This is a genomic window from Brevundimonas sp. FG128 (assembly GCF_057809775.1).
Genome location: NZ_JBMDKP010000003.1, coordinates 461,335 through 485,836 on the forward strand (window position 1 = coordinate 461,335; position 24,502 = coordinate 485,836).

Consider the following 24,502-nt stretch of genomic DNA (forward strand, 5'->3'; position numbering starts at 1 on the left):
GGACACAAAACGACGCTATGTCGGTTGCGGATCATTGGGCAGGCATCGGTCGCGGGGACGGCATGGGCGCTGACGAACGCTGGATCGCACGAAACGAGGCCTTGTCGCGCCTGGGCGTCAAGAGCCAGACCCTGTACGCCTATGTCAGCCGGGGGCGCGTCGCCGCCCGCCCCGATCCGCAGGACATCCGCCGCAGCCTGTACGCCGCCGCCGACGTGGCGCGGCTGTGCGGCGACGCCGATCCAGACGAAGGCGTGCGAAAGCCCGCCGTGGGCGCGGCGGCCCGTGGCGAGGCGGTGATCCAGTCCTCGGTCTCGGTGATCGCCGACGGACGGCTGTTCTATCGCGGCCAGGATGCGGTGGCCCTGTCCGACCAGGCGACGGTGGAGGCGACGGCGCGGGTGCTGTGGGACGCCGGCGAGGAGGATCCGTTTGCGGCGCTGAAGCCCCGCATCGACCCCATCGTCGGCGGTTCGACCCGGCGGCGGATATTGTCGGTGCTGGGCCGTCGCGCCGTCGAGGACCGCTCGATCCGCGCCCACGATCCCGACAGCCTGAAACGCGAGGCCGCTTCGTTGCTGAACGAGGTGGTGGACAGCGTGTCGGGGCCGGGGCCGCGTCTGTATTTCCACCAGCGGCTGGCGCGCGGGTTCAAGGTGGTCGATCGCGACGCGCACCTGCTGCGCCGGGCCATCGTCCTGGGCGCGGACGCCGGGCTGGACGACGCGGTGCTGGCCGTGCGGGCCGCAGCGGGCGGCGGGGCGCCGCTGGCGGGGGCGGCGCTGGCGGGGCTGACGACGCTGGGCGGCGCGACTTTGGCCGAGATCGACGAGGTCGTCGCCTATGTGGGCGAGGCGAGGGGCGGCGCGATCCGGCGGGCGCGGCGCGACGCTGGATCGGGCTGAAGGGTTCGGCGCCGGGGTTCGGCGGCGGCGACATCGCCCGCGTCGATCCGCGCGCGGTCGCCCTGCTGGATGCGGCGGACATGCCCGCTGATCTGGCGGCGGTCAGGACCGAGGGCGAGGCGGCGGGGCGTCAGCCGGCCGATCTTTCCCTGGCCCTGGCGCTGATCGCGCGCCGGCTGGACCTGGGGCCGACGGGGGCGGCGGACCTGACGATGCTGGGGCGGCTGGTCGGCCTGTTGGCCCATGCTGTGGATCAGGCCACGGACGGCTCGCCTATTCGGGCGCGCTTGCGCTATGTGGGGCCTCAGCCGGGCGCGCAGTGATCCCGGCCTTCACCTCGGGGTTCTGATGTCTGACTGGCTGGCGGCGATCATCCTGGGTCTGGTCGAGGGGCTGACCGAGTTCATTCCCGTCTCCTCGACGGGGCATCTGCTGCTGCTGGGCCATTTCATGGGCTTCCAGAGTTCGGGCAAGACGTTCGAGATCGTGATCCAGCTGGGCGCCCTTCTGGCCATCGTCAGCGTCTATTTCCGGCGGCTGTGGACCCTGGCGACGCGCTGGCCCTTCGATCCCGAGGCGCGGCGGTTCCTGATCGGCCTGCTGGTCGCCTTCGCGCCTGCGGCCGTGATCGGCTTCTTCGCCTATGACTTCATCAAGACGGTGCTGTTCGAGACGCCGCAGGTGGTGTGCGTGGCCCTGATCGTGGGCGGGGTGATCCTGTTGCTGCTGGACCGGATGGACAAGCGGCCCCAGTGGCTGGACGCCAACCAGTATCCGATGCGGGTCTATTTCCTGATCGGCCTGGCCCAGTGCCTGGCCATGATCCCCGGCGTGTCGCGATCCGGGGCGACCATCGCAGGCGGCCTGCTGCTGAAGACCGACAAGCGGTCGGCGGCCGAGTTCAGCTTCTTTCTGGCCCTGCCCACCATGGGGGCGGCGGTGGCCTATGATCTGTTCAAGAACCACAAGACGCTGGATTTCAGCGATGTCGGGCTGATCGCCGTCGGCTTCCTGGTGGCCTTCCTGACGGCGCTGGTGGTGGTGCGTTTCCTGCTGGACTTCGTGTCCCGCCACGGCTTCGGCCCGTTCGCCTGGTGGCGGATCGTGGTCGGGGTGGTGGGGCTGGCGCTGCTGCAGATGGGGTTCTGACAGCCACACGGTTTCGGGTGATGCAACCTCCTTCCCGCCGTCATCCTAGGCCTTGTGCCTAGGATCCAGAGACACGAGCGTCTGTCGTGGAGTTCGATCCGAAGACCCGGACACACCGGGAGTCTGGATCCTAGGCACAAGGCCTAGGATGACGGGTTGAGGTGTGTAGCGTCTGAGGGCTTGAAGCCCGGCGGCTGGCGATTTTCGCCTTCACCCTCTAAGGGCGGGGCATGACCACGCTTCTCTATGGCCGTCCGCCTGTCGTTTTCGATCCGCCTGGCGATGCCACCCAGATCTCGCCCCTGATCCCGGATTCCGCCGCGCTGGAGGCGCAGGCCCCCGGTTCGGCCGATACGGTGATGATCTACGCCCCGCCCGGCGTGCTGGAGAGGCGCTATGTGCTGGCCCTGGCGCTGAGGGCGCTGAAGGTCGGCGGGCGGCTGGACGTCATGGCGCCCAAGGACAAGGGCGGATCGCGCCTGGGCAAGGAGCTGAAGGCGTTCGGCGTCGAGGTCGCCGAGACGGCCAAGGCCCACCATCGCCGCTGCATCGTCTTCAAGCCTGAGACGGCCGAGGGGCTGGACGCGGCCATCGGCGCCGCCATCGCGGCGGGCGGACCGCAGTTCGTGCCGGGGCTGGAAGCCTGGTCTCAACCGGGGATTTTCGCCTGGGACCGGATCGATGCGGGCTCAGCGCTGCTGGCCGAACACCTGCCGCCGATGAAGGGCGAGGGCGTCGATCTGGGTTGCGGCTATGGCGCCCTGTCGATCGTGGCGCTGCGTTCGCCGGCGGTGACCAAGCTCAAGCTGGTCGATCTGGACCGCCGGGCCATCCGCGCCGCGCGCGAGAACGTCACGGACGAACGGGCCAAGGTCTGGTGGTCGGACGCCCGCACCCTGGAGGCCAAGGGCGACAAGGATTTCGTGGTCAGTAATCCGCCCTTCCACGACGGCGGGGCCGAGGACCGGCGGCTGGGCCAGGCCTTCATCAGGAAGGCGGCCGAGCTGTTGAAGAAGGGCGGCGTCGCCTGGGTCGTCGCCAACCGGCACCTGCCGTATGAGGCCGAGTTGAACGCGGCGTTCAAGCGGGTGCGGCTGGTGGCGGAAGCGGGCGGGTACAAGCTGTTCGAGGCGGTGAAGTGACGCGCTCTTCTCTGAGCCGTCATCCTCGCCCTTGTGGCGAGGATCCAGACTCCCGGTGTTCGAGGGGAGCGTTGTCTGCCGACGCACCGGGAGTCTGGATCCTAGGGACAAGCCCTAGGATGACGGGTTTGGGGTGGATGACGGATGTGGGCGTGACCGCATGAGCAAGACCCCCACATCCCGCGTCGACCGTCTGCTGGGCTCGATGGGCTATGGCTCGCGGGCCGAGATGGCGCGGATGGCCAAGGCGGGCGGGATCGTGCTGGACGGGGCGGATCTGACGGATGTGTCCAAACGCATCCCGGTGACGCGCGACCTGCCGACGCGGATGGAGATCGACGGCGAGCCGCTGGACCCCGTGCAGGGGCTGGTGATCATGCTGAACAAGCCGCTGGGCATGACCTGTTCGCACAAGGAAGAGGGCGCGCTGGTCTATGACATCCTGCCGGGACGATGGCGGGCGCGCGATCCGGCCATTTCGACCATCGGGCGGCTGGACAAGCAGACGACGGGCCTGCTGCTGCTGACCGACGACGGCGACCTGCTGCACCGGGTGATTTCGCCCAAGCGCCATGTGACCAAGGTCTATCGCGCCGGGCTGGCGCGGCCGCTGGCGGGGACGGAAGGCGAACTGTTCGCCGCCGGGGAACTGGTGCTGGAGGGCGAGGACAAGCCGCTGGCGCCCGCCGTGCTGGAGGTGGTGTCCCCGACCGAGGCCCTGCTGACGGTGACGGAGGGGCGCTATCACCAGGTGCGGCGCATGTTCGCCGCCGCCGGAAACCACGTCGAAACCCTGCACCGCGAGCGGATGGGCGGGCTGGTCCTGTCGGCCGATCTGGCACCCGGACAGTGGCGGTTGCTGACGCCGGATGAGATCGCGTCGATCTTTGTGGAACCGACCGGGGGTTGATTGGACTTTTGGCGGCAGATGGCTATCTTGATGGCCATGTCCAGCTACTCCGTCGCCGAAGCCAAGAACAACCTGCCCAAGCTGCTGGATCGCATGCTGGCGGGCGAGGCCGTGACCATCACGCGGCGCGGCGTGCCCGTGGCGCGACTGGAGCCGGCGCAGGAGGTTGAGCCGACGTCAGGGCCGATGGACATGGAGTGGCTGAAACGGGTGCGGATCAAGTCGGAAGCGTCGATGGACTCCGTCACCCTCTTGCGACGGATGCGGGACGAAGAGATTTGACCGTCTATCTGGACACCAGCGTTCTGATGTCCCTGTTTCAGACCGACAAGCACACGGAGCGGGCGTCGGCCTGGATCGCGGGTGTCGATGCCTTCGTCATGAGCAGTTGGACCCTGACGGAGTTCTCGTCGGCCTTGGCGGTGAGGACCCGTATGCGCAACTTGCTCGATAGGGATCGGCGCGAGTTCGAACTACAGTTGGACCAATGGTTGATGGGCAGAGTCGTCCTTTCGGTCGTTGACGCCGACATGGTGGAAGCACGCCGTTTGGTCAGGAACGACGTGAGATTGCGGGCGCCTGATGCGCTTCATCTCGCGCTGGCGGCGAGGCATGGCTGCAGCCTGGCGACACTGGACGAGGACATGGCCAAGGTCGCGACCGACATCGGCCTGCAGGTGATTGTGCCATGACGACCAAGATCAAGATCTGCGGCCTGACCACGCCGGACACCCTGGACGCTGCGCTGGACGGCGGCGCGGATTTCGTGGGGGCGGTGGTGTTTCCGAAAAGCCCCCGGCATCTGGCGCCCGAGGCGGGGGCCGGCCTGTTCGAGCGGGCGCGGGGGCGGGCGAAGATTGTGGCGGTGACGGTCGATCCCGACGACGCGCTGCTGGACGAGATCGCGCGGGTGTTGAGGCCCGACTTCATTCAGTTGCATGGATCGGAGACGCCCGTGCGGGCGGAACAGGTGCGGGCGCTGACGGGGGCGGGGGTGATCAAGGCCCTGCCGATCCGGCATGGGGATGACTTCGTCGCCGCCGACGAGTGGGATTATCACGCAGATCATCTGATGTTCGACGCCAAGCCGCCGGAGGGGTCTGTGCTGCCCGGCGGGGTGGGGCATAGTTTCGACTGGACCCTGCTGGCGGACCGGGCGTTCCGCCACGACTGGTTCCTGGCGGGCGGGCTGACCCCCGACAATGTGGCCGAGGCGCTGAGGATCACCGGGGCGCCCATGGTCGATGTGTCCTCTGGCGTGGAAAGCGCGCCGGGTGTTAAGGACGCCGACCGGATCGCGGCCTTCATCCAAAACGCGCGCCGGACGTAATTACGACGCCTCCCTGCGTGAAAGTTGGACTCGTGAACGCCCAAACCCCCATCCAAGCTCCGACCTCTGGCCAGCCGTTGTCCAACGCCTACGCCTGGCCGGATGCGCAGGGCCGGTTCGGTCCCTATGGCGGGCAGTTCGTGGCCGAGACCCTGATGCCGCTGATCCACGAGCTGGACGCGGCCTACAAGGTGGCCAAGGCGGACCCCGGCTTCCAGGCCGAGCTGGACGGTTTCCTGACCCACTATGTCGGGCGCGAAAGCCCGCTGTATTTCGCTGAGCGGCTGACCGAACATTTCGGCGGGGCCAACATCTGGCTGAAGCGCGAGGACCTGAACCACACGGGCGCGCACAAGATCAACAACTGCATGGGCCAGATCCTGCTGGCCCGTCGCATGGGCAAGACCCGGATCATCGCCGAGACCGGCGCGGGTCAGCACGGCGTGGCGTCGGCGACCGTTTCGGCGCGCTTTGGTTTGCCCTGCACCGTCTATATGGGCGCGGTGGATGTGGAGCGGCAGCAGCCGAACGTGTTCCGCATGCGTCTGCTGGGCTCGGAAGTCTTCTCGGTCACGGCCGGCGCCGCGACCCTGAAGGACGCGATGAACGAGGCGATGCGGGACTGGGTCACGAACGTCTCGGACACCTATTACATCATCGGCACGGCGGCGGGTCCGCACCCCTATCCGGCCATGGTGCGCGACTTCCAGTCGGTGATCGGCAAGGAGATCAAGACCCAGTCGATGGCGCAGATGGGCAAGTTGCCCGAGGCCGTCGTGGCCTGTATCGGCGGCGGATCGAACGCCATCGGCGCCTTCCACCCCTTCATCGAGGACGAGGCTGTGCGCCTGATCGGCGTCGAGGCGGCGGGCCACGGCCTGGATACGCCGGACCATGCGGCCTCGCTGAAGGGCGGGCGGTCGGGCGTGCTGCACGGCAACCGGACCTATCTGTTGCAGGACGAGGACGGAAACATCGTCGAGGGGCATTCGATCTCGGCCGGGCTGGATTATCCGGGCATCGGGCCCGAGCACGCCTGGCTGCATGATATCGGCCGGGCCGAATATCGGTCGGCGACCGACAACGAGGCGCTGGAGGCGTTCCAGCTGTGTTCGAAGCTGGAAGGCATCATCCCGGCGCTGGAACCAGCCCATGCGCTGGCGCGCACGGGCGAAGTGGCGCGCGAAGTCGGCAAGGGCGGGGATGTCGTCCTGCTGATGTCGGGCCGTGGCGACAAGGACATCTTCCAGGTTGCCAAACATCTGGGAGTGGAACTGTGATCCGTAGCCTTCTGGCGGCGACCGCCGCGCTGAGCCTTTCGACCGCCGTTCAGGCGCAGACACCGATGCCGACGCCGCCCGCGCAGGTTCAGCCGGCCGATGTTGGCCTGCTGCCGGGGGCCGAGCTGTCGCCCGACTGCGGGGCCCTGAACAATCTGGCCGGTCGCGCCTGGTGCGTCACGGCGCCGCTCGGCGCGGTCGGGGCCTTGGCTGACGCCTATATCGCCGATCTGGAGACCAAGGGCTGGCTGGCGGCGGGCGGGGATGACAATCGCGTCGTCCTGGTCAAGCGGCGCGAGGCCGGCGGCTGTGACGGCATGCAGATGGTCGCCTTCTACGACACCACCAAGACCGCCGTGGCCGAACTGCCCGGCTATCTGGGCTTCGCCGTGGTGCCCGGCGACGTGTGCGCCCAGGACGCCGCCGCCGAAAAGCCTGCTGGGGAAGCCGCGCCGCAATGACCACCGCCCGTATCGACGCTCGTTTCGCCGCGCTGAAGGCCGAGGGCCGTGCGGCCTTCATTCCCTATGTGATGGGGGGCGATCCATCGCGCGAGGAGGCGTTGGCGATCCTGACTGGCCTGCCCGCCGCGGGGGCCGACATCATCGAACTGGGCTTTCCGTTTTCGGATCCGATGGCCGAGGGGCCGCCGATCCAGCGGGCGGCGATCCGGGGGCTCAAGGCCGGGTTCGGGCTGCGCTCGACCATGGATCTGGCCAAGGAATTCCGCAAAGGCGACGACGCCACGCCGATCGTGTTGATGGGCTATCTGAACCCGATCGAGAGCCTGGGCTATGACGCCTTCGCCGCCTATGCGGCCGACTGCGGCATCGACGGGCTGATCGTGGTGGACTGCCCGCCGGAAGAGGCCGGGCCGCTGATCCAAGCGCTGGACAAGGTCTCGATCTCGCTGATCCGACTGGCGACGCCGACCTCGGACGACGACCGTCTGAAGATCGTGGTCCAGGGCACCTCAGGCTTCGTCTATTATGTCGCGGTCGCGGGCGTGACGGGGGTCAAGGAGGCGAACGCCGAGGTGGTGGCGCCGGCGGTGGAGCGGGTGCGCAAGGCCTCGGGCCTGCCGGTCGCGGTCGGCTTCGGGGTCAAGACGCCGGAACGGGCGGCTGAGATCGCGCGGGTGGCCGACGCGGTGGTGGTCGGTTCGGCCCTGGTGGACGAGGTGGCGGCCGCGCTGGAGGCCAATGAGCCCGCCGCGCCGCGCGTTCTGGCCCGGGTCAAGGCCCTGGGCGACGCGGTTCGATCGGTCGTCAGTAGTGCTTCCGCCGTGGAAACCGTCTAAGAGCCCGCCCATGGTCGACAAGAACAAACCTCAGGAAAAGCGCGGCGGCTGGCTGAGCCGTTTCGCGCCCGGCGTCCGCAAGATCGTCTCGCGCCGTGACACCCCCGACAATCTGTGGGTCAAGGATCCCGATACGGGCGAGATGTTGTATCGCTCGGATCTGGAGGCGTCGCTGTGGGTGACGCCGTCGGGCCGTCACATGCGGATCGACGCGCCCACGCGCCTGAAGGCCACCTTCGACGGCGGCGTGTTCCAGTCCATCGACACGCCGGACGTGCCGGAAGATCCGCTGAAATTCTCGGACGGCAAGTCCTACAAGGATCGTCTGAGCGCGGCGCGCAAGGCGTCGGGCCGCAAGGACACGATGGCCATCGGATATGGCGTGGTTGGCGGTCAGGACGCGGTCGTGATCGTTCAGGACTTCACCTTCATGGGCGGGTCGCTGGGGATGGCGGCGGGCGAGGCCTTCATCAAGGCCGCGCGCGAGGCGGTGTCGCGCAAGGTTCCGATGATCTGTTTCACCGCCGCCGGCGGCGCGCGGATGCAGGAAGGCGCCCTGTCGCTGATGCAGATGGCGCGCACCACCCTGGCCATCGAAGAGCTGAAGGATGCGAAACTGCCCTATGCCGTGGTCCTGACGGACCCGACGACGGGCGGGGTGACCGCTTCCTACGCCATGCTGGGCGACGTGCATCTGGCGGAACCGGGCGCGCTGATCGGGTTCGCCGGTCCGCGCGTGATCGAGGCCACCATCCGCGAGAAGCTGCCGCCGGGGTTCCAGCGCGCCGAATATCTGCAGGAAAAGGGCATGGTGGACCGGGTCGTGACCCGCGCCGACCTGCCGCGCACCCTGGGTCAGATCCTCTCCATGCTGATGGGCGGCACGCGCGCCGCCGCCTGACGCGTCCTGAAGGGCCAGTCGATCGCGGTCGAGGCCCACAGGCACCACCAGACGATGACCGGCTGAAGCAGCAGGCGCGGGCCGTGATAGGCCCAGCCCAGGCCCGTGCCTGACGTCAGGCCGCTGACGGCGTGCTGGATGTTGGCCGGATAGACGCAGACGCAATACAGGGCCAGGGCCCAGCCGGCGACGACACGCAGGCGCGGGATCATCAGCCCCGCCGCGCCGAGCAGCTCGGCTATCCCCGTCAGTGCGACGACCAGGGCGGGGTCCGACACCCAGTGCGGCGTGATCCGCACGAAGGCGCCGGGAACCATCAGATGCAGCACCCCGGCGCCCAGGAAGACGGTCGCCAGGACGATGCGGGCCGCCGTTCTGATGTGCGGCCTGGAAGTCATGTCGCGGTTCTCGAAATCAGGGGTTAAAGGAGGCGGATGGATCCCGTCTCCGAACGTCTACGTGCGCGCCACCCCCAGCGGATCGACCTGTCGCTGGATCGGATGCGCGTGCTGTGCGCCTCCCTGGGCGATCCGCAGCATCGGCTGCCGCCGGTGATCCATGTGGCGGGCACCAACGGCAAGGGCTCTACCGTCGCCTTGATCCGCGCCATAGCCGAGGCGGCGGGTCTGAAGGTGCATACCTATACCTCGCCCCATCTCGTGCGGTTCAACGAGCGGATTCGGCTGGCGGGCAAGCTGATCGAGGACGAGGCGCTGAACGCCATCCTGGACCGGATCGAGGCCGTGATGGCGCAGACGAACAGCGAGGCGACGGTGTTCGAAAGCACCACCGCCGCCGCCTTCCTGGCCATGGCCGAGACGCCGGCCGATCTGGCTATCATCGAGGTGGGCCTGGGCGGGGTGCTGGACGCGACCAATGTGATCGAACGGCCGCTGCTGAGCGTGATCGCCCCGGTCGATTATGATCATGCGGAGTTCCTGGGCACGGACCTGGCGGGGATCGCCTCGGAAAAGGCGGGGGTGCTGAAGGCGGGGGCGCCGGCCGTGATCGCGCGCCAGAAGGAAGAGGCGATGGCGGCGATCGAGCGGCGGGCCGTCGATGTGCATGCGCGGCTGACGGTGCTGGGGGTGGATTTCGACGCCTGGGCCGAGCGGGGCGGCCTGGCGTTCCAGACGGCCGAACTGTTCATGGACCTGCCGGCGCCGGCCCTGGCGGGGGCGCACCAGATCGACAATGCGGCCCTGGCCGTGGCGGCGGCGGTCGAGCTGGACCTGCCCGAGGCGGCGATCGCGCAGGGGCTGAAGAGCGTGCGCTGGCCTGCGCGGCTGCAGCGGATTGCGGCCGGACCCTACGGCGAGGCGGCCAAGGCGGCGGACGCCGAACTGTGGCTGGACGGGGGGCACAATCCCCATGCGGCGCGAGCGCTGGCGGCCTTTCTGGCCGAGCGTCAAGCGCGGGCGCCGCGTCCCCTGGCCCTGATTTGCGGAATGCTGTCGAACAAGGATGCGGGCGGGTTCTTCGCCGCCCTGAAGGACAGCCAGGCGACGGTGTTCACGGTCGGCTTCGACGGGGCGGCGGCCGATCCGGCGGCCTTGGCGGCCGTGGCGCGCGGGCATGGGTTGGCGGCGACGCCGGCCGGGTCGGTCGGCGAGGCGTTGGAGCTGGCGTTGAGGCTGGGGGCCGGCCGCGTGGCGATCTGCGGGTCGCTGTATCTGGCGGGCGAGGTGCTGGGGGCCAGTCGAGAGACCTGGCCGGACTGACAGATCTCCCTCCCCTTCATGGGGAGGGGCGGCGAAGCGAAAGCGCAGCCGGGGTGGGGCAGTCAGGATCTCGCTCACGCCCTTACGGGCCCCACCCTGATCGCTGCGCGATCGTCCCTCCCCATAAAGGGGAGGGAGAGCTTTACTTGCTCATCCAGGGGCGCGACTTGCCGGCGGCGATGCGGGCGTTCTGTTCGCGCTGGAACCGGCCGCCGCGCGGGGCCTTGGGTCGGCCGTCGAGCGCCGCGTTCTTCAGGCGCAGGGCGCGCTGGACGGGGGTCTCGCCGGGAATCTCCTCGTCGGAAACCGGGGCGGGGATGGGGGTGTCGTCGTCGCTCATGGCGGCATCCTAGCATGAAAAACGCCCGCCGGTCGGGACCGGCGGGCGTTCGATCTTCATAGCGGTCGAAAGGATCAGGCGTCGGCCTTGACGCCAGCCTCGGCCAGCCATTCGACGATCTTGCCCTTGGGCATTGCGCCGACCTTCATCGAGGTCATCTGGCCGTCCTTGAACAGCATCAGGGTCGGGATGCCCTTCACGCCCAGCTTGGACGGGGTCATGGGGCTGTCGTCGATGTTGATCTTGGCGACGGTGACCTTGCCGCCCAGTTCGTCGGCGATCTGTTCCAGCGCCGGGCCGATCTGTTTGCAGGGGCCGCACCATTCGGCCCAGAAATCCACCAGCACGGGGGTGGACGATTTCAGGACGTCGGCGTCGAAGCTTTCGTCGGTGACTTTCACTGTCGCCATGAAATGGCTCCTTGGGCGCTAGCGCTTGGCCCGCGGGGCCTCGCTGCTTGAGCGCATGTTGATGTTGGCCGGAGCGTCCGGGTTCGGATGCAGATGTGGGAGCGAATCGCGGGCAATTCAACTCCTGCCGTCACACCCTCTCTCCGTCCGTCATCCTCGGGCTCGACCCGAGGATCGGATGTTCCGCCGCCCGTGCGAAGACGGCGACGCACAGGCCGATCAATGCTCGATCCTCGGGTCAAGCCCGAGGATGACGGGGGTTAAGGCGCCAGCGCTGCGTCCAGCATCGCCTGCGGGATCGGCATCAGTTTCGGGCCGTCAGTCCAGACCAGGGCGGCCTCGACCGGGCGGTCGGGATAGAGGCGTTTCAGCACCGCGACATAGACGGCGGCCTGAAGCACATAGGCGGCGTCCACGGCTTCGATGGCGTCGGGGGCGGGGCGGTTGGTCTTGTAGTCGACGACCAGAACCCGTTCGGGCGTGACCACCAGCCGGTCGATGCGGCCGTTGATGGCGACGCCGGGCGGCAGGCCGGGTGCGGACCCGGTGAGGGCGACCTCGGCGCGCGAGCCCAGGCCGAAAACGGGGGCGAAGCGGGCGTCGTCCAGCACCGAGAAGGCGGCGGCGATCATCTCGGCGCGCTGGGCCTCGTCCAGATCGGTCTCGCGCGCCAGCAGACGTCGGGCGGCGTCGGAGCGCTCGGCGTGCGCGATCTCAGGCAGGCGTTCCAGCAGCCGGTGGATCAGGTCGCCGCGCCGGAACCGGCCCAGCGACGCCCCGCCCGCCGCGCTGCGGGCCAGGGGCGAGGGGGCGGGAATGCGGATCGCGCCGCCCTCCATCCGCGACGGCGAAGCGAAGCGGGCGGCGGCGTCGGCAAGGGGGCGGGCGCTCGCCCAGGCGGGCAGGGCGGTCGCGGTCGGGGCGGCGAGGGCCTGGCGCGGCACGACCTCCGGATCGACGCCGAAGCGCAAGCGGCCGTCGTCCAGCATCTGCACCGCGTCGGGCCGGTCCTGGGCCAGGCGCTCGAAGGTTCCGGCGATCACGTCCCACCAGCTGCCGGCCTCGAAGCCTTCCTTGGGCGACCGGGTCTTTCGACCCATGACGACAAGCCGATCCCGCGCGCGGGTCAGGGCGACATAGAGCAGGCGCAGGGATTCGGCGTCGGTGCGCTCGACCCGCGCCTGGCGCACGTCGGCGGAGGCGATGCAGTCGGACTTGGCGCTGGACGGGCACATCAGCCAGGCTTCGGTTCCGTCCGGCAGGGCGGCGGGCATCAGGGTCGGCCCCTGCGGCTTCGCCTTGCCGGTCGTGTCGGGAAGGATGACGATGGGCGCCTCCAGCCCCTTGGAGCCGTGGACGGTCATGACACGGACCTCGTCGCGCGCGCCCTCCATCTCGCGCTTCACGACCACGTCGGCCTGTTCCAGCAGGTGAAGACAGGTCTCCAGATCACGCCCGCCGCGCTCCTCGGCCGCCAGAACCTGGGCCAGGGTCTCGTCGATGGCCTCCTCGGCCTCGCGGCCCAGCCGGTCCAGGATGCGGGCGCGGCCCGACCGGCCGTCGGGGCCGACGCGGGTCAGGGCGGTGGAGAAGAAGCTGAACGGATCGCGGTCGCGCGCGGCGATCAGGGCGTGCATCAGATCACGCGCGGCGGTCCAGGCGGGATGTTCATGGGCGCGGCGTTGCAACTCGCGCCACAGGCCGCGACCGTCGCGGCTGACCTTGTCCGCCAGCGGATAGAGGGCGTCGGCGGGACCGAAGTCGGCGACGTCGCAGAAGGGGCTGCGCAGGATTTCGGCCAGCGACAGGTCGTCGTCGGGGAAGAGGGCGAACCGGGCCAGGGCCATCAGGTCGTCGAAGACGATGTGCGCCTTCAGCTTCAGCCGGTCGGCGCCGGCGACGGGCAGCCCTTCCGTCTTCAGGGCGCGGATGATCTCCTCGAAGGTGGCGTCGCGACGGCGGACCAGCACCAGGAAGTCGCCGTAGCGGACGGGGCGCATCGCGCCGCGGTTCTTTGGATCGTGGATGGCGACGGCGTCGGCGACCTGACGCTTGATGTCGCGCGCCAGGGCCAGGGCCAGCTTCTTGCGCGCGTTATGTTCGCCCTCCTTGTCCACCGGGGCGTTCCAGGCCTCGCGGTCGGGGGCGGCGGGGTCCTCGAACAGGGGCCACAGATCGACCGAGCCGTACTGGCCCAGGCGGGCGGGACGGTGGACAGCGATGTCGCCGGTCTCGCCGACCAGGGCGCGGGTCCGTTCCGGCCCGGCGAAGGCGGCGTCCACGAAGGTCAGCACCTCTTCCGTCGAGCGGAAGGAGGTGTCCAGCGGCACTTCGCGGAAGTCGGCCCCGGCCTCGCGCACCAGGGCGTCATAGGTCCGGGCCTCCTGACGCAACCGCTCCGGCCGGGCGCCCTGGAAGGAGTAGATCGACTGTTTCTCGTCGCCGACGGCGAAGACGGTGCGGGGAATGGCGGCGTCGCGGCGCTCGGCGCCCGATCCCGCGAAGAAGGGCTCCGTCAGGGCGCGGACGATGTCCCATTGATCCGGCGCCGTGTCCTGGGCCTCGTCGATGAGGACGTGCTCGATGCCACCGTCCAGCTTGTACAGCACCCAGACGGCGGTGGCGCGTTTGGTCAGCAGTTCGACCGTGCGCCCGACCAGGTCGGTGAAGTCCAGCGCGCCTTGCGCCCGTTTGGCGGTCTCGTAGAGGGCGGCGTGGACGCGGGCCAGCGTCAGGACCTTTTCCGTCTCGTCCGCCACGCGGGCGGCGCGCACCCGGTCCAGGGTCGAGAGGTATTTCAACGACACGTTGGCGAGATAGGTCGCGGCGCCGGGCGGGGCCTTGGACGTGCCGAACTTGTCGCGTGGCTGGCCCTTGGAATCGATGAAGATCGGCGTCATGGCCGCAAGCGTCGCGGCAGGCGGGACGGCCTCGCGCATCAGACCGGCGATCTTATTGTCGTTGATACCGCCCATGGCGAAACCTTCGGCGGCGGCCAGCCAGTCGGCGGGGTTCAGCCAGGCCATGAAGTCGGCCTCGATCTGATCCGGCGTTTCGTCGCGGCTGACGCCGACCAGGGCGTGCGGATCCGGCGCGGTCCCGGCGTCGATGCGGGCCAGATAGTCCAGCAGGGGCTCGCGCTTGGCCTCCACCGTATCGAGCAGCGAATGAAACGCGTCCCAGGCCAGTTCCACGGCGAAATGAGCATAGGCGCGGCCAACCGGACCGTCGCCGTCGTTCAGGGCGTAGCGGGCCAGATCCTCGCGCGCGGCGTGCGACAGGTTCAGGGCGGCCTGATCCTCCAGCACCGTAAAGCCGGGCGCGACGCCGGCCTCCAGCGGGAAACGGCGCAGCAGTTTTTCGCAGAAGGCGTGGATGGTCTGGATCTTCAGACCGCCCGGCGTCTCCAGCGCGCGGGCGAACAAGATTCGGGCGTCCGACAGCTCGTCGCCGGTCAGGGCCGCCGGATCACGCCCGTCCAGCTCGGCCAGCTGCTTGGCCAGCGCCCGGTCGTCGGCGACGGCCCATTCGCCCAGCCGTTCGAACAGCCGGGCCTGCATCTCGGCCGCCGCCGCCTTGGTGTAGGTGACGCACAGGATCTCGCCGGGCCGGACGCGCTTCAGCAGCAGGCGGGCCACGCGGCTGACCAGGGTGGTGGTCTTGCCCGAACCGGCGTTGGCGGTGACGAAGACCGACAGGGCGGGATCGGCGGCGGTGGCCTGATGGGCCCGGGCCATATCTACGGGTGAAAGCTCGGTCATTCGGGCGCCTCGTCCTCGCCGCCGACGACGTGCCATTCCCAGACGCGCGCCAGGTGGTCGTAGTTGCCGCCGAAGTTGCCCATGAACTGCGGCGCGACCCATGAGGTGTAGGGCGTGGCCTCGTCATCGAAGGCGGCGACGCCCAGCTTCAGCCGGTCCAGTTCGCGGTGGGCCAGTTGGGCGGCGGTCTGGGTGTTGCCCCGGCCCTGGCGCGAGACGTCCTCGACCTTGCCGGGATCGCGGCGGCCGGTGACCTTCACATAGAGGAGTTCGGTCGCCTCGGTCGGCGGGGCGGGGAAGCCGCCCTCGGCCAGGATGGCGGCGGTCAGTGTCAGCTGGGGGGCGAAACCCTGGACGACCTGTCTCTGGCTGGGCGTCTGGCCGGTCTTGAAGTCGAGGACAGCCGCGCCGTCCGCGTCCAGTTCGATCCGGTCGGCGCGGGCGGTCAGGACGAAGGGACCGCCGGGGGCGGAAAAGGCGATCCGGCCCGACTGTTCGATCAGCAGGGTGGCGCCGCGCGCCCGGCGATCACGCTCGAACCGCTCCAGCCAGCGGGCGCAGTTCCTGGCCAGGGGGCGTTCGCGGGCGAGCGCCGAATCCTCGAACCCGGCCTCGATCATGGCGTCGACGATGAAGTCCGCGATCTGGTCGGCGCAGTCCTCGGGCAGGACGTCGGGCCAGACGCGCACGATCTGTTCGATGGCGTCATGGACCGCATTGCCGCGCGCCATCGCCTCGGCCGAGGCGCCGGGCCGGTCCAGCACCCGCAGACCCAGGATGCGTTGGGCGTAGACGGCGTAGGGGTCGCGCACCCAGCGTTCGACCCCGGTGACGGGCAGTTCGCGCGGACGCCGCTCGACCGGCGGGGTCGGCGCGGGACGGCGGGCGTAGTCGGGCGTGGCGCGCGCGGGGGCGTCCAGGGCGCGGGTCCAGGCGGCGACATGAAGGGGGGCGGCGACGGCGACCGGCGTCTCCTCGGTGTTCGCCCCGCGGGTCAGCATGTCCAGCCGCCACAGCCAGCGCGAGCGCAGGGCCGGCTGGCCGCCGCGCCGTTCGGTGTGGATCAGTATGGCTTCGTCGGCGCAGGCGGCCTGGACGAAATCCTGGGCGCTCTGGCCGATGCGGCGCTCGGGCGGGGGCAGGCCCAGGGTCTTGCGCATCGGGCGCGACAGGAAGGGGTCGATGGGCGCGCCCTGGGGCCAGACGCCTTCCTCCAGTCCGGCCAGGATCATGCGGTCGGCCCGCACCAGACGCGCCTCGATGGCGCCGAGGATGCGCAGGGACGGATGGGTCGCCCCGCCGGTGCGAACCACGGCGTCGGCCAACAGGCCCTGGACCAGCTCGACCAGATCCTCGGGCGTCACGGCGCCCAGCGAGGCCCCGCCGGCGATCAGGTCGGACAACAATCCGGCGGCGCATTCCCCGTCCGGCCCGCCCCAGGCGTTCTGGCCCGCCAGCGCCTCGATCAGCAGGGTCAGGGCGCGGGCGGCGGCGTCCAGCGGCGCATCGGGCGTGAACGATGCACGGGCGGACGTGACCAGGCCTTCCAGATGGTCCGACAGGGCGCGGGCCAGGGCGATGCGGTTCAGCTTGCTCTCGGACGGGGGCTGGCCGTCGCGGTCGGGACCGGCGGCCTTTTCCAGCTTCTTGCGCAATCGATCGAAACTGCTCAGGCGCGGGCCGCGCAGGGCCAGGCTTTCGAAGGCGACGATGGCGCGCTCGGCGTCGATCTCGCCCAGATCGACCCTGACAAGCGGGTGTTTCAGCAAGCCGAGCAGCACCTGGGGGTCGGTCGGCGTCGCCATCCAGCGCACGCACAGTTCGACCAGAACGCCCGCCGGCATCCGGTTCAAAGGCTGACCGGCCGAGGCGTCGGCGGTGATCCCCCACCGCTCCAGCCGGGCGGCGACGCGACGACCCAGGCCCTGATCCGGGGTGACGAGGGCGCAGGTCTGACCGGGCGTTTCCAGCGTCTCGCGCATCATCAGGGCGATGGCGGCGGCGGTCTCCTCGTCGTGGCGCAGGGTCAGGACCGACAGGCCCTCCAGTCCCTCGGCGATCGGGTCGGCGGCCCGCCCGGCCTCGGCGGCGCGGGCGCGGATATGGCCGATTTCGGCGCGCCAGTCGCCGGTGGCGTCGGCGGGACGCAGGGCCTCGTTCAGCAGGCGTTGACGCGCCAGGCCGCGCTGTTCGACGCGGGCTTCGACGGCGGGACGGAACCAGGGACGCACGGCGTGGCGGTCGATGTCGTGACGTTCCAGCAGGCGTTTGAGCGCGCGCTGGGGATGCTGTTCGTTCTCCGCGTCGATCTGGTCCCAGACCCGGTCGTCCAGGTCGAGATCCAGACCGGGCAGGACGACGCAGCCCAGCGGCGCGCGGGCGACGGCGCCCAGGACGTCGGCGGCGGCGGGGACGGTGCCGGTCGAGCCGGCGGCGATGACGGCCTGGGTCGGGGGGTGGGCGTCCCACAGTTCGGCGAGGCGGCGCAGCAGGGTCGCGCGACGCCAGGCGGGATCGACCAGGCCCAGTTCGGCGAGGCGTTTGGGCCAGGCGGTGACGGCGAGGCCCAGGAACTCGGCTGACCGCTCCCAGTGTTCGGCCATCTCGCCGTCGACCAAGGTGGCGATCCGCTCGGGGTTGGGGACCTCTTCCAGCTGACAGGAATCGAGGAAGCCGCCCAGGGCGTCGGCTAAATCTAGCGCGCGCATCGGGGTCAGGTCGCTGTCGAACTGTTCGACGATCATCCGCGCCATCTCGAACCGGCGGGTCAGGGCGGGGATGGCGGGCGGGAGGTCGAGGCCCAGGGCGCCGGGTGTGAAGGGCGGCTCGTCCTCCTCCAGATCGCCCAGCGGGCGGACCTGGGGCAGCAGGATGGGGCGGCCCTGCGAGAGTTTCGACAGGGCGCCGGTGAAGGCGCGGGCGGCGCGGCGATTGGGCAGAAGGATGGTGGCGTCGGACAGGGTCTCGGGCGGAAGATCGCCCAGCCAGGCGAGGACGCCGGCGGCCAGGTCTTCGAGGAAGGGCCGGTGCGCGGGGATGGCGTACCAGCGCGGGCTGGACGCTGAGAAGGGGTTGAAGGACATGGGGGCGTTCACCGTCATGCCCTGCTCTCACAATCCGTCATCCTAGGCCTTGTGCCTAGGATCCAGAGACACCGTCGAGGCCGGTGGGCCACGATCGACACCGTGAGTCTGGATCCTCGGGACAAGCCCGAGGATGACGAGAAAAGAAGAGGCGTCGTCACCCCAATCCCGCCAGTTTCGACTCGGCCTGATCCCGCGCCTGGGGATCGCCGACGTGCATCCAGTCGCCGTTCAGGACGCAGCCGAACAGACGGCCCTGGGCGGCGGACTTGCGCCACAGGGGGCTGAGGGAGAAGGGGCCTTCGCAGCCGTTGTCGGCATAGCCGGGCCGGGTGATGTGGACGCCCATATAGGCGTAAGGCGCGGAAGCGGCCGCGCCCCGGAAGGCCAGGCCGCCGTCATCACGCAGGAAGAAGTCGCCGTCGCCCTCGAAGCCGATGGAGCCTTCGCGGCGGGCCAGCAGCAGGGCGGCGTCCATCGTCTCGGGGTTCCACAGACGGACCAGATCGGCCAACGCATCGCCCCGGTCGATCCAGACGCTGTCGATATTGGCGACGAAGACGGGATCCTCGCCCAGCAGGGGGTGGGCCTTCTTCAGCCCGCCGCCGGTCTCCAGCAGTTCCGCGCGTTCGTCGGAAATGACGATCTGCGGGCCGCGATTTTTAGGGTTTTGGCCGCGCGCGGCCAGATGGCTTTCCAGACGATCCGCGAACCAGTGGACGTTGACGACCGCCTTTTCGACGCCGGCGTCCGCCAATCGGTCCAGCACATGGTCGATCAGGGCGCGGCCCTGGACCTCGACCAGGGCCTTGGGCCGGTCGTCGGTGAGGGGGCGCATCCGGGTGCCCAGGCCGGCGGCGAGGACCATGGCCGTCTTGGGTGCGGTCTTTGAAGCGGTCATGCGCGCACCTCGGCAGGGACGTAACGGTCGAACCAGCGGGCGACGGGCGCCAGGGCCGGCTGTTCCAGATTGGCGTTCAGATGCCGCCACATGCGCGGCAGGAACTGGCGGTAACGGGGCTTGTCGTCGCGGGCGATCAGACGGGCGAAGATGCCGATGATCCGCGCCTCGTTCAGGGCGGCCAGCCCGGCGTAGTCGGCCATGAAGGCGGCGCGGTCCACGCCGGGGCGCAGGGCGAAATAGCGGTCCAGAGCCTGGGCCTCCAGCGCACGCGACACGTCGCGCCGGGCGTCCTGCAGCAGGGAGTGCAGATCCCAGCTTGGGTGGGCGCGCACCGCGTCCTGGAAGTCGATCATGCCGACGCGGGCGGGGCCTTCACGCCGAGGCAACCAGATCAGGTTTTCCGCGTGATAGTCGCGGTGGGCCATGACCGAGGCCCCGGCCGCGCCCGAGGCGACGATGGGCGCCCAGGCCGCGCGCCAGTCGGCGACGGCGGCGTCGTCGAAGCTGACGCGGTCGTCGAGCCGGGGCAGCCAGTCGACGAACAGATCCGCCCCGCCCTGAAGCGCCGTCTCGTCATAGGTTAGCAGCGGCCAGTCGCCGCCGGGCCCGTGCAGGGTTTCGGGCGGAGCGCCCGCCTCGTGCAGAACGGCCAGGGCCTCGATGGCGGCCAGGTAAAGCGGCGTCTCGTCGGCGTCGTCCTCGATCACGCGGGCGAACAGATCGTCGCCGAAATCCTCCAGCACGGCCAGGCCGTTGGCGGCGTCCAGGGCCGGGATTTCGGGAGCGGACAGGCCGAGCGATTTCAGGTGGGCGGCGACGGCGGCGAAGGCCTCGATCCGTCCAGCGGACAGGCGGGCGACGGCGTTCCAGCCGGCGGCGTGGCGCTGCTGCGGCGTCCAGGCCGGATCGGCGGGCGGGCTTTCGGCGGCAGGGGCCTGATCCATCAGCATCAGGGTCGGGCCGGTCGCGGGCGTCAGCCGCTCGTAGCGCCGCGTCGAGGCGTCGCCGGGCAGGGGGGCGCGCACGGCGTCGGCCAAGCCGGCGGCCTTCAGGAAGTCGAGACGGAGGGGTTCGCGGTCAGAAACGGACATGGTCGATCAGCTCTTTCCATCGGCCTATGCCGGAAACGGTCGCAAGGCGGCCTTCGCCCTGTTCCGAAATCGTAACGGTGAGTTGGTCAGGCCCCAGGAATCGGCCCGGTTCATCGCCCAGCCGTTCGGGCCATTCGATGACGGTGCAACCCTCGTCCAGCGCCTCGTCCAGGCCGATCTCGAACGCCTCTTCCGGTCGGGTCAGGCGATAGAGGTCGAAATGGGCGACGGGCGGGTCGGATTCGTAGAACTGGACCAGGGTGAAGGTCGGCGACGGCACGTCCTCGTCCGGCGTGGTCAGGGCGCGGATCAGGCCGCGCGCCAGGGTGGACTTGCCCATGCCCAGCGGCCCGTACAGCAGCAGGCTGTCGCCCGGCGCCAGCAAGGGGGCGATGGCCTGGCCCAGGGCGGTGGTGGCCTCGGCGTCGGGCAGGGCGATCTTCATGGGAACACCGCGTCGGGATTGGCGGCGAGGTCCCGTTCGGTGAAATGTTTCAGGGCCACGGTGGCCTTGACGGCATCCACGTCCAGACGGTCGGCGGGGATGGGCAGGCCGACATCGACGCCGAACGGCTTGCCCGCCTTGTTCAGCAGTTCGTGGAACAGGGTCACGTCGCGCAGCTCCTGCGAGACCTTGTCGAATAGGTGGAACAGGCGGCTGTAGGGGCCGGTGACGTGCATGGGGACGACCGCCGCACCGTATTTGCGCGCCATCGAGGCGGCGGTCGGCGCCCATTCGGGATCGGTCAGGACGCCGTTCCTCTCGCGCGCCAGACGCCCGGCGGGGAACATGACGACGCAGCGTTCGGCCTCGAACGCCTCCTTGGCGGCGGTCAGGGTGGCGCGGGTCTTGTCGCGTTTGCGTTTGTCGTGGACCCATTCGACGGGGATGATGGTCTCGTCCAGCCGGGGCGAGACGCGGATGGCGTCGGCGTTGGCGAAGAAGATCATGTCGCTGCGCCGCTGTTTTATCGCGTCGAACACGGCGACCCCGTCGGCGATGCCGGTGGGGTGGTTGCACACGACGATGCAGCGGCCGGTCGCGGGCAGGCGGTCCAGGTTCGTCGTCGTCACCTTCAGCTTCAGCAGGTCGGAGACGTAGTCGAAGGTCTGCGTCCCCGACAGGGGCTGGATGGCGTCGGCCATCCGCACCGCCGCCCCATAGCCCAGCACTCCATACAGCGCCGGCCGCAACACGGGCCACAGGGGCGAGGCGGTCAGGCGCGGCGCACGTTCGGCGATCAGCACATCGACGATGTGTGGCTGGCGTCGGGTGGGGAGCGGGGTGGCGGTCATGGATGACCGCTTGTCGCCGGTTCGGTCGGAGGGGGCAAGATGCGCGAGCGCCTCAGCGGGTCACCAGATCCGGGCCACGCCGAAACTGTCGAACAGGCGTTCGTTCGACACGAGCGTCAGTTCGTTGAGCAGGCCCTGGGCGATCAGCAGGCGGTCGAACGGATCGCGGTGCTCGCCTTCCATGCGGCCGGCAAGGCTCGCGTCCCGCCAGCTTACGGGAAGTTCGGCGAACGCTTCGTTCTGCATGACCTGAAGAAAATGTTCGGCCAGCATCTCGCCATTCGGCAGTTTGCCGATGCGATATTTGATGGCGATCTCGATGGCCGAGACGCTGCTCACGAAGATCGTGTCGGCGGATCGAATGGCCTGTCTCGCGGGCTGCGTCAGGCGCTCGTCGTCCCAGACCCACCACATGAGGGCGTGGGTATCGAGCAGGACATTCAATCGCCGCGTCCTTCCCACAGCCGCAGTTCTTCCTCGGGCAGGGGATCGAAGAAGCTTTCGTCGAACTTGCCCATACCCTTCAGCCGCCCCGGCTTGCGATCGGGCTTGGCGGCCGGTTCGAACGGCACGATCCGCACGGCCGGCTTGTCGCCACGGGCGATGACGACCTCTTCGCCGCGTTCGGCGGCGGCGATCAGTTTGGACAGGTGGGTCTTGGCGTGGTGGACGGTGACGGTGGTCATGTCGCGCTCCCCCGAGTTCGAGTGGGTCCAACCATCTTAGCTAAGTCGGGCGTTCACGACAACTTCCGCCCGGCGAACGGCGGTGCTACGCCTTGCCGCAGCAAGATTTCCGAGGAAGAGCTTGATGCGTCACCGTTCCCTTCTGTCCGCCGCCTGCGCGGCTGTCGCGCTTATGAGCGCCATGCCGGCCCTGGCCCAGGTTCCGCCCGCGCCGGTCCCCGCCGCGGCCGCGACGCCGGACGCCTTCACCTATCAGGACATGATCTCGGCCAACCGGCTGGGCGATCCGCAGGTGTCGCCGGACGGCCGCTATGTCGTCTATTCGGTGACGACCACGGACGTGGAGGCCAACCGCCGCGCGGGCAGCCTGTGGATGCTGGACCTGAACACGCCGGACGCCGCGCCGCGCCGCCTGGCCATTTCGGACCAGGGCGCCAATACCGCGCGCTGGGGCGGGGACGGCAATCTGTATTTCCTGTCGGGCAAGTCGGGGGCCAGCCAAGTCTGGCGTGTGGCGTCGCCGACGGCGACGCCGGTGCAGGTGACCAATCTGCCGACCGATGTGAACGCCTATCGGATCAGCCCCTCGGGCGACAAGGTGGCGGTGTCGCTGGCGGTCTATCCCGACGCGGCCGACCTGAACGCCTCGATCGAACAGGGCAAGGCCATCGCCGAGCAGAAGACGACGGGCAAGGTCTATGACCGGATGTTCGTACGCCACTGGGACACCTGGAACGACCACACCCAGAACCACCTGTTCGTCCAGTCGATCGGCCGCGACGGCAAGGCGACCGGCGCGCCGGTCTGGGTCACCAAGGGTTTTGACGGCGACACCCCGTCCAAGCCGTTCGGGGACGAGAGCGACTTCACCTTCACGCCGGCGGGCGACGCCGTGGTCTTCTCGGCCCGTCTGGCCGGTCAGACCGAGCCGTGGAGCACCAATTTCGACCTTTGGAAGACCAACGGCCTGACGGGCGACGGCACCTTCGCCAACCTGACCGACGACAACGACGCCTGGGATGCGGGTCCGGTCTTCTCGCCGGACGGCCGGACCCTGGCCTATCGCGCCATGGCGCGGCCGGGCTTCGAGGCTGACCGCTACCAGATCGTGCTGATGGACGTTGCAACCGGCCAGAAGCGCGAGATCGCCTCGAACTGGGATCGTTCGGCAGACGGTCTGCAATGGTCGCGCGACGGCCAGACGCTGTACACCACGGCCGGCGACGTCGGTTCGACCAAGCTGTTCTCGGTAGATACGCGCAACGGGGTGGTGACCCCGATCACGGGCGCGGGCCATGTCTCGGCTTTCCAGCAGACGCCCTCGGGCTTCGTCTTCGCCCAGGACAGCCTGCGCGAGCCGGGCGACCTGTATTTCAAGACCTATCTCGGCCGCGAGATGCCGCGTCGCCTGACCACGGCCAATCCGGCCTTCGCCGCCAAGGCGTTCGGCGAATACGAGCAGTTCAGCTTCCCCGGCTGGAACAATGAAGAGGTCCACGGCTACGTCATCAAGCCGGCGGGCTATGTCGAGGGCCGCAAATATCCCGTCGCCTTCCTGATCCACGGCGGGCCGCAGGGCTCGTTCGGCGACGGCTGGTCCTATCGCTGGAACCCCGAGACCTACGCCGGGGCCGGCTATGCGGTGGTGATGATCGATTTCCACGGCTCGACCGGCTACGGCCAGGCCTTCACCGACGCGATCAGCCAGCACTGGGGCGACCGTCCGCTGGAAGACCTGAAGAAGGGCTGGGCGGCCGCGCAGCAGAAGTACGACTTCCTGGACGGCTCCAATGCCTGCGCGCTGGGCGCCTCCTACGGCGGCTATATGATCAACTGGATCGCGGGCAACTGGTCCGACGGCTTCAAATGCCTGGTCAACCACGACGGCGTCTTCGACACCTTCGGCATGGGCTATGCGACCGAGGAACTGTGGTTCACGGAATGGGAATACGGCGGCACGCCGTGGGCCAATCCGGACGGCTATCAGAAGTTCAACCCGGCCAACCACGTCGAGAACTGGAAGACGCCGATGCTGGTGTTCCAGGGCGACCACGACTTCCGCATCCCGACGGCGCAAGGCCTGTCGACCTTCACGGCCCTGCAACGCCGGGGCATCGACAGCCGCCTGATCGTCTTCCCGGAGGAGAACCACTGGGTGCTGAAGCCGGCCAACAGCCTGCAATGGCACAATGAAGTGTTCGGCTGGCTGAACAAATACCTGGCCCCGACGCAATAAGGCGGGGGCCTAGAGCTAACAACGACGAGGGCGCGGCCTGTGAAGGCCGCGCCCTTT

25 protein-coding genes are annotated in these 24,502 nt (G+C 69.2%); 14 read left to right on the forward strand and 11 right to left on the reverse strand.

Features of this window, described 5'->3' with window-relative positions:
- Positions 1-62: 62 nt before the first annotated feature.
- From ACODSC_RS10765 to accD, 12 genes are all read left to right on the forward strand, one after another.
- A complete protein-coding gene (locus tag ACODSC_RS10765; RefSeq protein ID WP_488813900.1) occupies positions 63-905 on the forward strand; it encodes a citrate synthase family protein in 843 nt (280 codons plus the stop codon).
- Between the two features lie 80 nt (positions 906-985).
- Positions 986-1,228, forward strand: a complete 243-nt coding sequence (locus ACODSC_RS10770; protein WP_488813901.1) for a hypothetical protein — start codon at positions 986-988, stop codon at positions 1,226-1,228.
- A gap of 25 nt (positions 1,229-1,253) precedes the next feature.
- Positions 1,254-2,054, forward strand: a complete 801-nt coding sequence (locus ACODSC_RS10775; RefSeq protein WP_488813902.1) for an undecaprenyl-diphosphate phosphatase — start codon at positions 1,254-1,256, stop codon at positions 2,052-2,054.
- A 230-nt stretch (positions 2,055-2,284) separates the two neighbouring features.
- On the forward strand, positions 2,285-3,196 hold the full coding sequence (locus ACODSC_RS10780; protein ID WP_488813903.1) for a class I SAM-dependent methyltransferase: 912 nt from the start codon (positions 2,285-2,287) through the stop codon (positions 3,194-3,196).
- Positions 3,197-3,356: 160 nt separating this feature from the next.
- Positions 3,357-4,106, forward strand: coding sequence for a pseudouridine synthase (locus ACODSC_RS10785; RefSeq protein ID WP_488813904.1), 750 nt, complete (start codon positions 3,357-3,359; stop codon positions 4,104-4,106).
- Between the two features lie 18 nt (positions 4,107-4,124).
- Positions 4,125-4,388 (forward strand): type II toxin-antitoxin system Phd/YefM family antitoxin, encoded by a 264-nt coding sequence (locus ACODSC_RS10790; protein WP_488813905.1) that lies wholly within the window; start codon positions 4,125-4,127, stop codon positions 4,386-4,388.
- Entirely contained in the window at positions 4,385-4,798 is a 414-nt protein-coding gene (locus ACODSC_RS10795; protein ID WP_488813906.1) for a type II toxin-antitoxin system VapC family toxin, read from the forward strand. The genes ACODSC_RS10790 and ACODSC_RS10795 overlap by 4 nt, the downstream gene beginning before the upstream one ends.
- Complete coding sequence (locus ACODSC_RS10800; protein ID WP_488813907.1) at positions 4,795-5,436, forward strand: phosphoribosylanthranilate isomerase; 642 nt, start codon at positions 4,795-4,797, stop codon at positions 5,434-5,436. The genes ACODSC_RS10795 and ACODSC_RS10800 overlap by 4 nt, the downstream gene beginning before the upstream one ends.
- A gap of 77 nt (positions 5,437-5,513) precedes the next feature.
- On the forward strand, positions 5,514-6,716 hold the full coding sequence (gene trpB / locus ACODSC_RS10805) for a tryptophan synthase subunit beta (protein ID WP_488814062.1): 1,203 nt from the start codon (positions 5,514-5,516) through the stop codon (positions 6,714-6,716).
- Positions 6,713-7,177 (forward strand): hypothetical protein, encoded by a 465-nt coding sequence (locus ACODSC_RS10810; RefSeq protein ID WP_488813908.1) that lies wholly within the window; start codon positions 6,713-6,715, stop codon positions 7,175-7,177. The genes trpB and ACODSC_RS10810 overlap by 4 nt, the downstream gene beginning before the upstream one ends.
- Positions 7,174-8,016, forward strand: coding sequence for a tryptophan synthase subunit alpha (trpA, locus tag ACODSC_RS10815; protein ID WP_488813909.1), 843 nt, complete (start codon positions 7,174-7,176; stop codon positions 8,014-8,016). The genes ACODSC_RS10810 and trpA overlap by 4 nt, the downstream gene beginning before the upstream one ends.
- Before the next feature lie 10 nt (positions 8,017-8,026).
- Positions 8,027-8,917 (forward strand): acetyl-CoA carboxylase, carboxyltransferase subunit beta, encoded by an 891-nt coding sequence (gene accD / locus ACODSC_RS10820; protein ID WP_488813910.1) that lies wholly within the window; start codon positions 8,027-8,029, stop codon positions 8,915-8,917.
- On the opposite strand, the gene ACODSC_RS10825 is transcribed toward accD, so the two are convergent.
- Positions 8,872-9,315 (reverse strand): DoxX family protein, encoded by a 444-nt coding sequence (locus ACODSC_RS10825; protein WP_488813911.1) that lies wholly within the window; start codon positions 9,313-9,315, stop codon positions 8,872-8,874. The genes accD and ACODSC_RS10825 overlap by 46 nt on opposite strands.
- Positions 9,316-9,351: 36 nt before the next feature.
- On the opposite strand from ACODSC_RS10825, the gene ACODSC_RS10830 reads away from it, so the two are divergent.
- A complete protein-coding gene (locus tag ACODSC_RS10830; protein WP_488813912.1) occupies positions 9,352-10,638 on the forward strand; it encodes a bifunctional folylpolyglutamate synthase/dihydrofolate synthase in 1,287 nt (428 codons plus the stop codon).
- A 142-nt stretch (positions 10,639-10,780) separates the two neighbouring features.
- Here ACODSC_RS10830 and ACODSC_RS10835 read toward each other — a convergent pair whose 3' ends face one another.
- The 10 genes from ACODSC_RS10835 to ACODSC_RS10880 form a co-directional block, all read right to left on the reverse strand.
- A complete protein-coding gene (locus ACODSC_RS10835; RefSeq protein ID WP_488813913.1) occupies positions 10,781-10,978 on the reverse strand; it encodes a hypothetical protein in 198 nt (65 codons plus the stop codon).
- Between the two features lie 74 nt (positions 10,979-11,052).
- Positions 11,053-11,388 carry a thioredoxin gene (gene trxA / locus ACODSC_RS10840; protein WP_135193854.1) on the reverse strand — a complete coding sequence of 112 codons (336 nt, stop codon included), beginning with the start codon at positions 11,386-11,388 and terminating at the stop codon, positions 11,053-11,055.
- 260 nt (positions 11,389-11,648) lie between these two features.
- Entirely contained in the window at positions 11,649-15,149 is a 3,501-nt protein-coding gene (gene addA / locus ACODSC_RS10845) for a double-strand break repair helicase AddA (protein WP_488813914.1), read from the reverse strand.
- Positions 15,146-18,250, reverse strand: a complete 3,105-nt coding sequence (addB, locus tag ACODSC_RS10850) for a double-strand break repair protein AddB (RefSeq protein ID WP_488813915.1) — start codon at positions 18,248-18,250, stop codon at positions 15,146-15,148. Before addB ends, addA begins: the two co-directional genes overlap by 4 nt.
- Positions 18,251-18,389: 139 nt before the next feature.
- A complete protein-coding gene (murU, locus tag ACODSC_RS10855) occupies positions 18,390-19,100 on the reverse strand; it encodes an N-acetylmuramate alpha-1-phosphate uridylyltransferase MurU (protein WP_488814063.1) in 711 nt (236 codons plus the stop codon).
- A gap of 29 nt (positions 19,101-19,129) precedes the next feature.
- Complete coding sequence (gene amgK, locus ACODSC_RS10860) at positions 19,130-20,227, reverse strand: N-acetylmuramate/N-acetylglucosamine kinase AmgK (RefSeq protein WP_488813916.1); 1,098 nt, start codon at positions 20,225-20,227, stop codon at positions 19,130-19,132.
- Positions 20,214-20,672 carry a tRNA (adenosine(37)-N6)-threonylcarbamoyltransferase complex ATPase subunit type 1 TsaE gene (tsaE, locus tag ACODSC_RS10865; protein WP_488813918.1) on the reverse strand — a complete coding sequence of 153 codons (459 nt, stop codon included), beginning with the start codon at positions 20,670-20,672 and terminating at the stop codon, positions 20,214-20,216. Before tsaE ends, amgK begins: the two co-directional genes overlap by 14 nt.
- Positions 20,669-21,523, reverse strand: coding sequence for a GNAT family N-acetyltransferase (locus ACODSC_RS10870; protein WP_488813919.1), 855 nt, complete (start codon positions 21,521-21,523; stop codon positions 20,669-20,671). The genes tsaE and ACODSC_RS10870 overlap by 4 nt, the downstream gene beginning before the upstream one ends.
- A gap of 60 nt (positions 21,524-21,583) precedes the next feature.
- A complete protein-coding gene (locus ACODSC_RS10875; RefSeq protein ID WP_488813920.1) occupies positions 21,584-21,967 on the reverse strand; it encodes a type II toxin-antitoxin system VapC family toxin in 384 nt (127 codons plus the stop codon).
- A complete protein-coding gene (locus ACODSC_RS10880) occupies positions 21,964-22,209 on the reverse strand; it encodes a type II toxin-antitoxin system Phd/YefM family antitoxin (protein ID WP_346495819.1) in 246 nt (81 codons plus the stop codon). Before ACODSC_RS10880 ends, ACODSC_RS10875 begins: the two co-directional genes overlap by 4 nt.
- Positions 22,210-22,333: 124 nt before the next feature.
- On the opposite strand from ACODSC_RS10880, the gene ACODSC_RS10885 reads away from it, so the two are divergent.
- A complete protein-coding gene (locus ACODSC_RS10885) occupies positions 22,334-24,445 on the forward strand; it encodes a S9 family peptidase (RefSeq protein ID WP_488813921.1) in 2,112 nt (703 codons plus the stop codon).
- Positions 24,446-24,502: the final 57 nt, after the last annotated feature.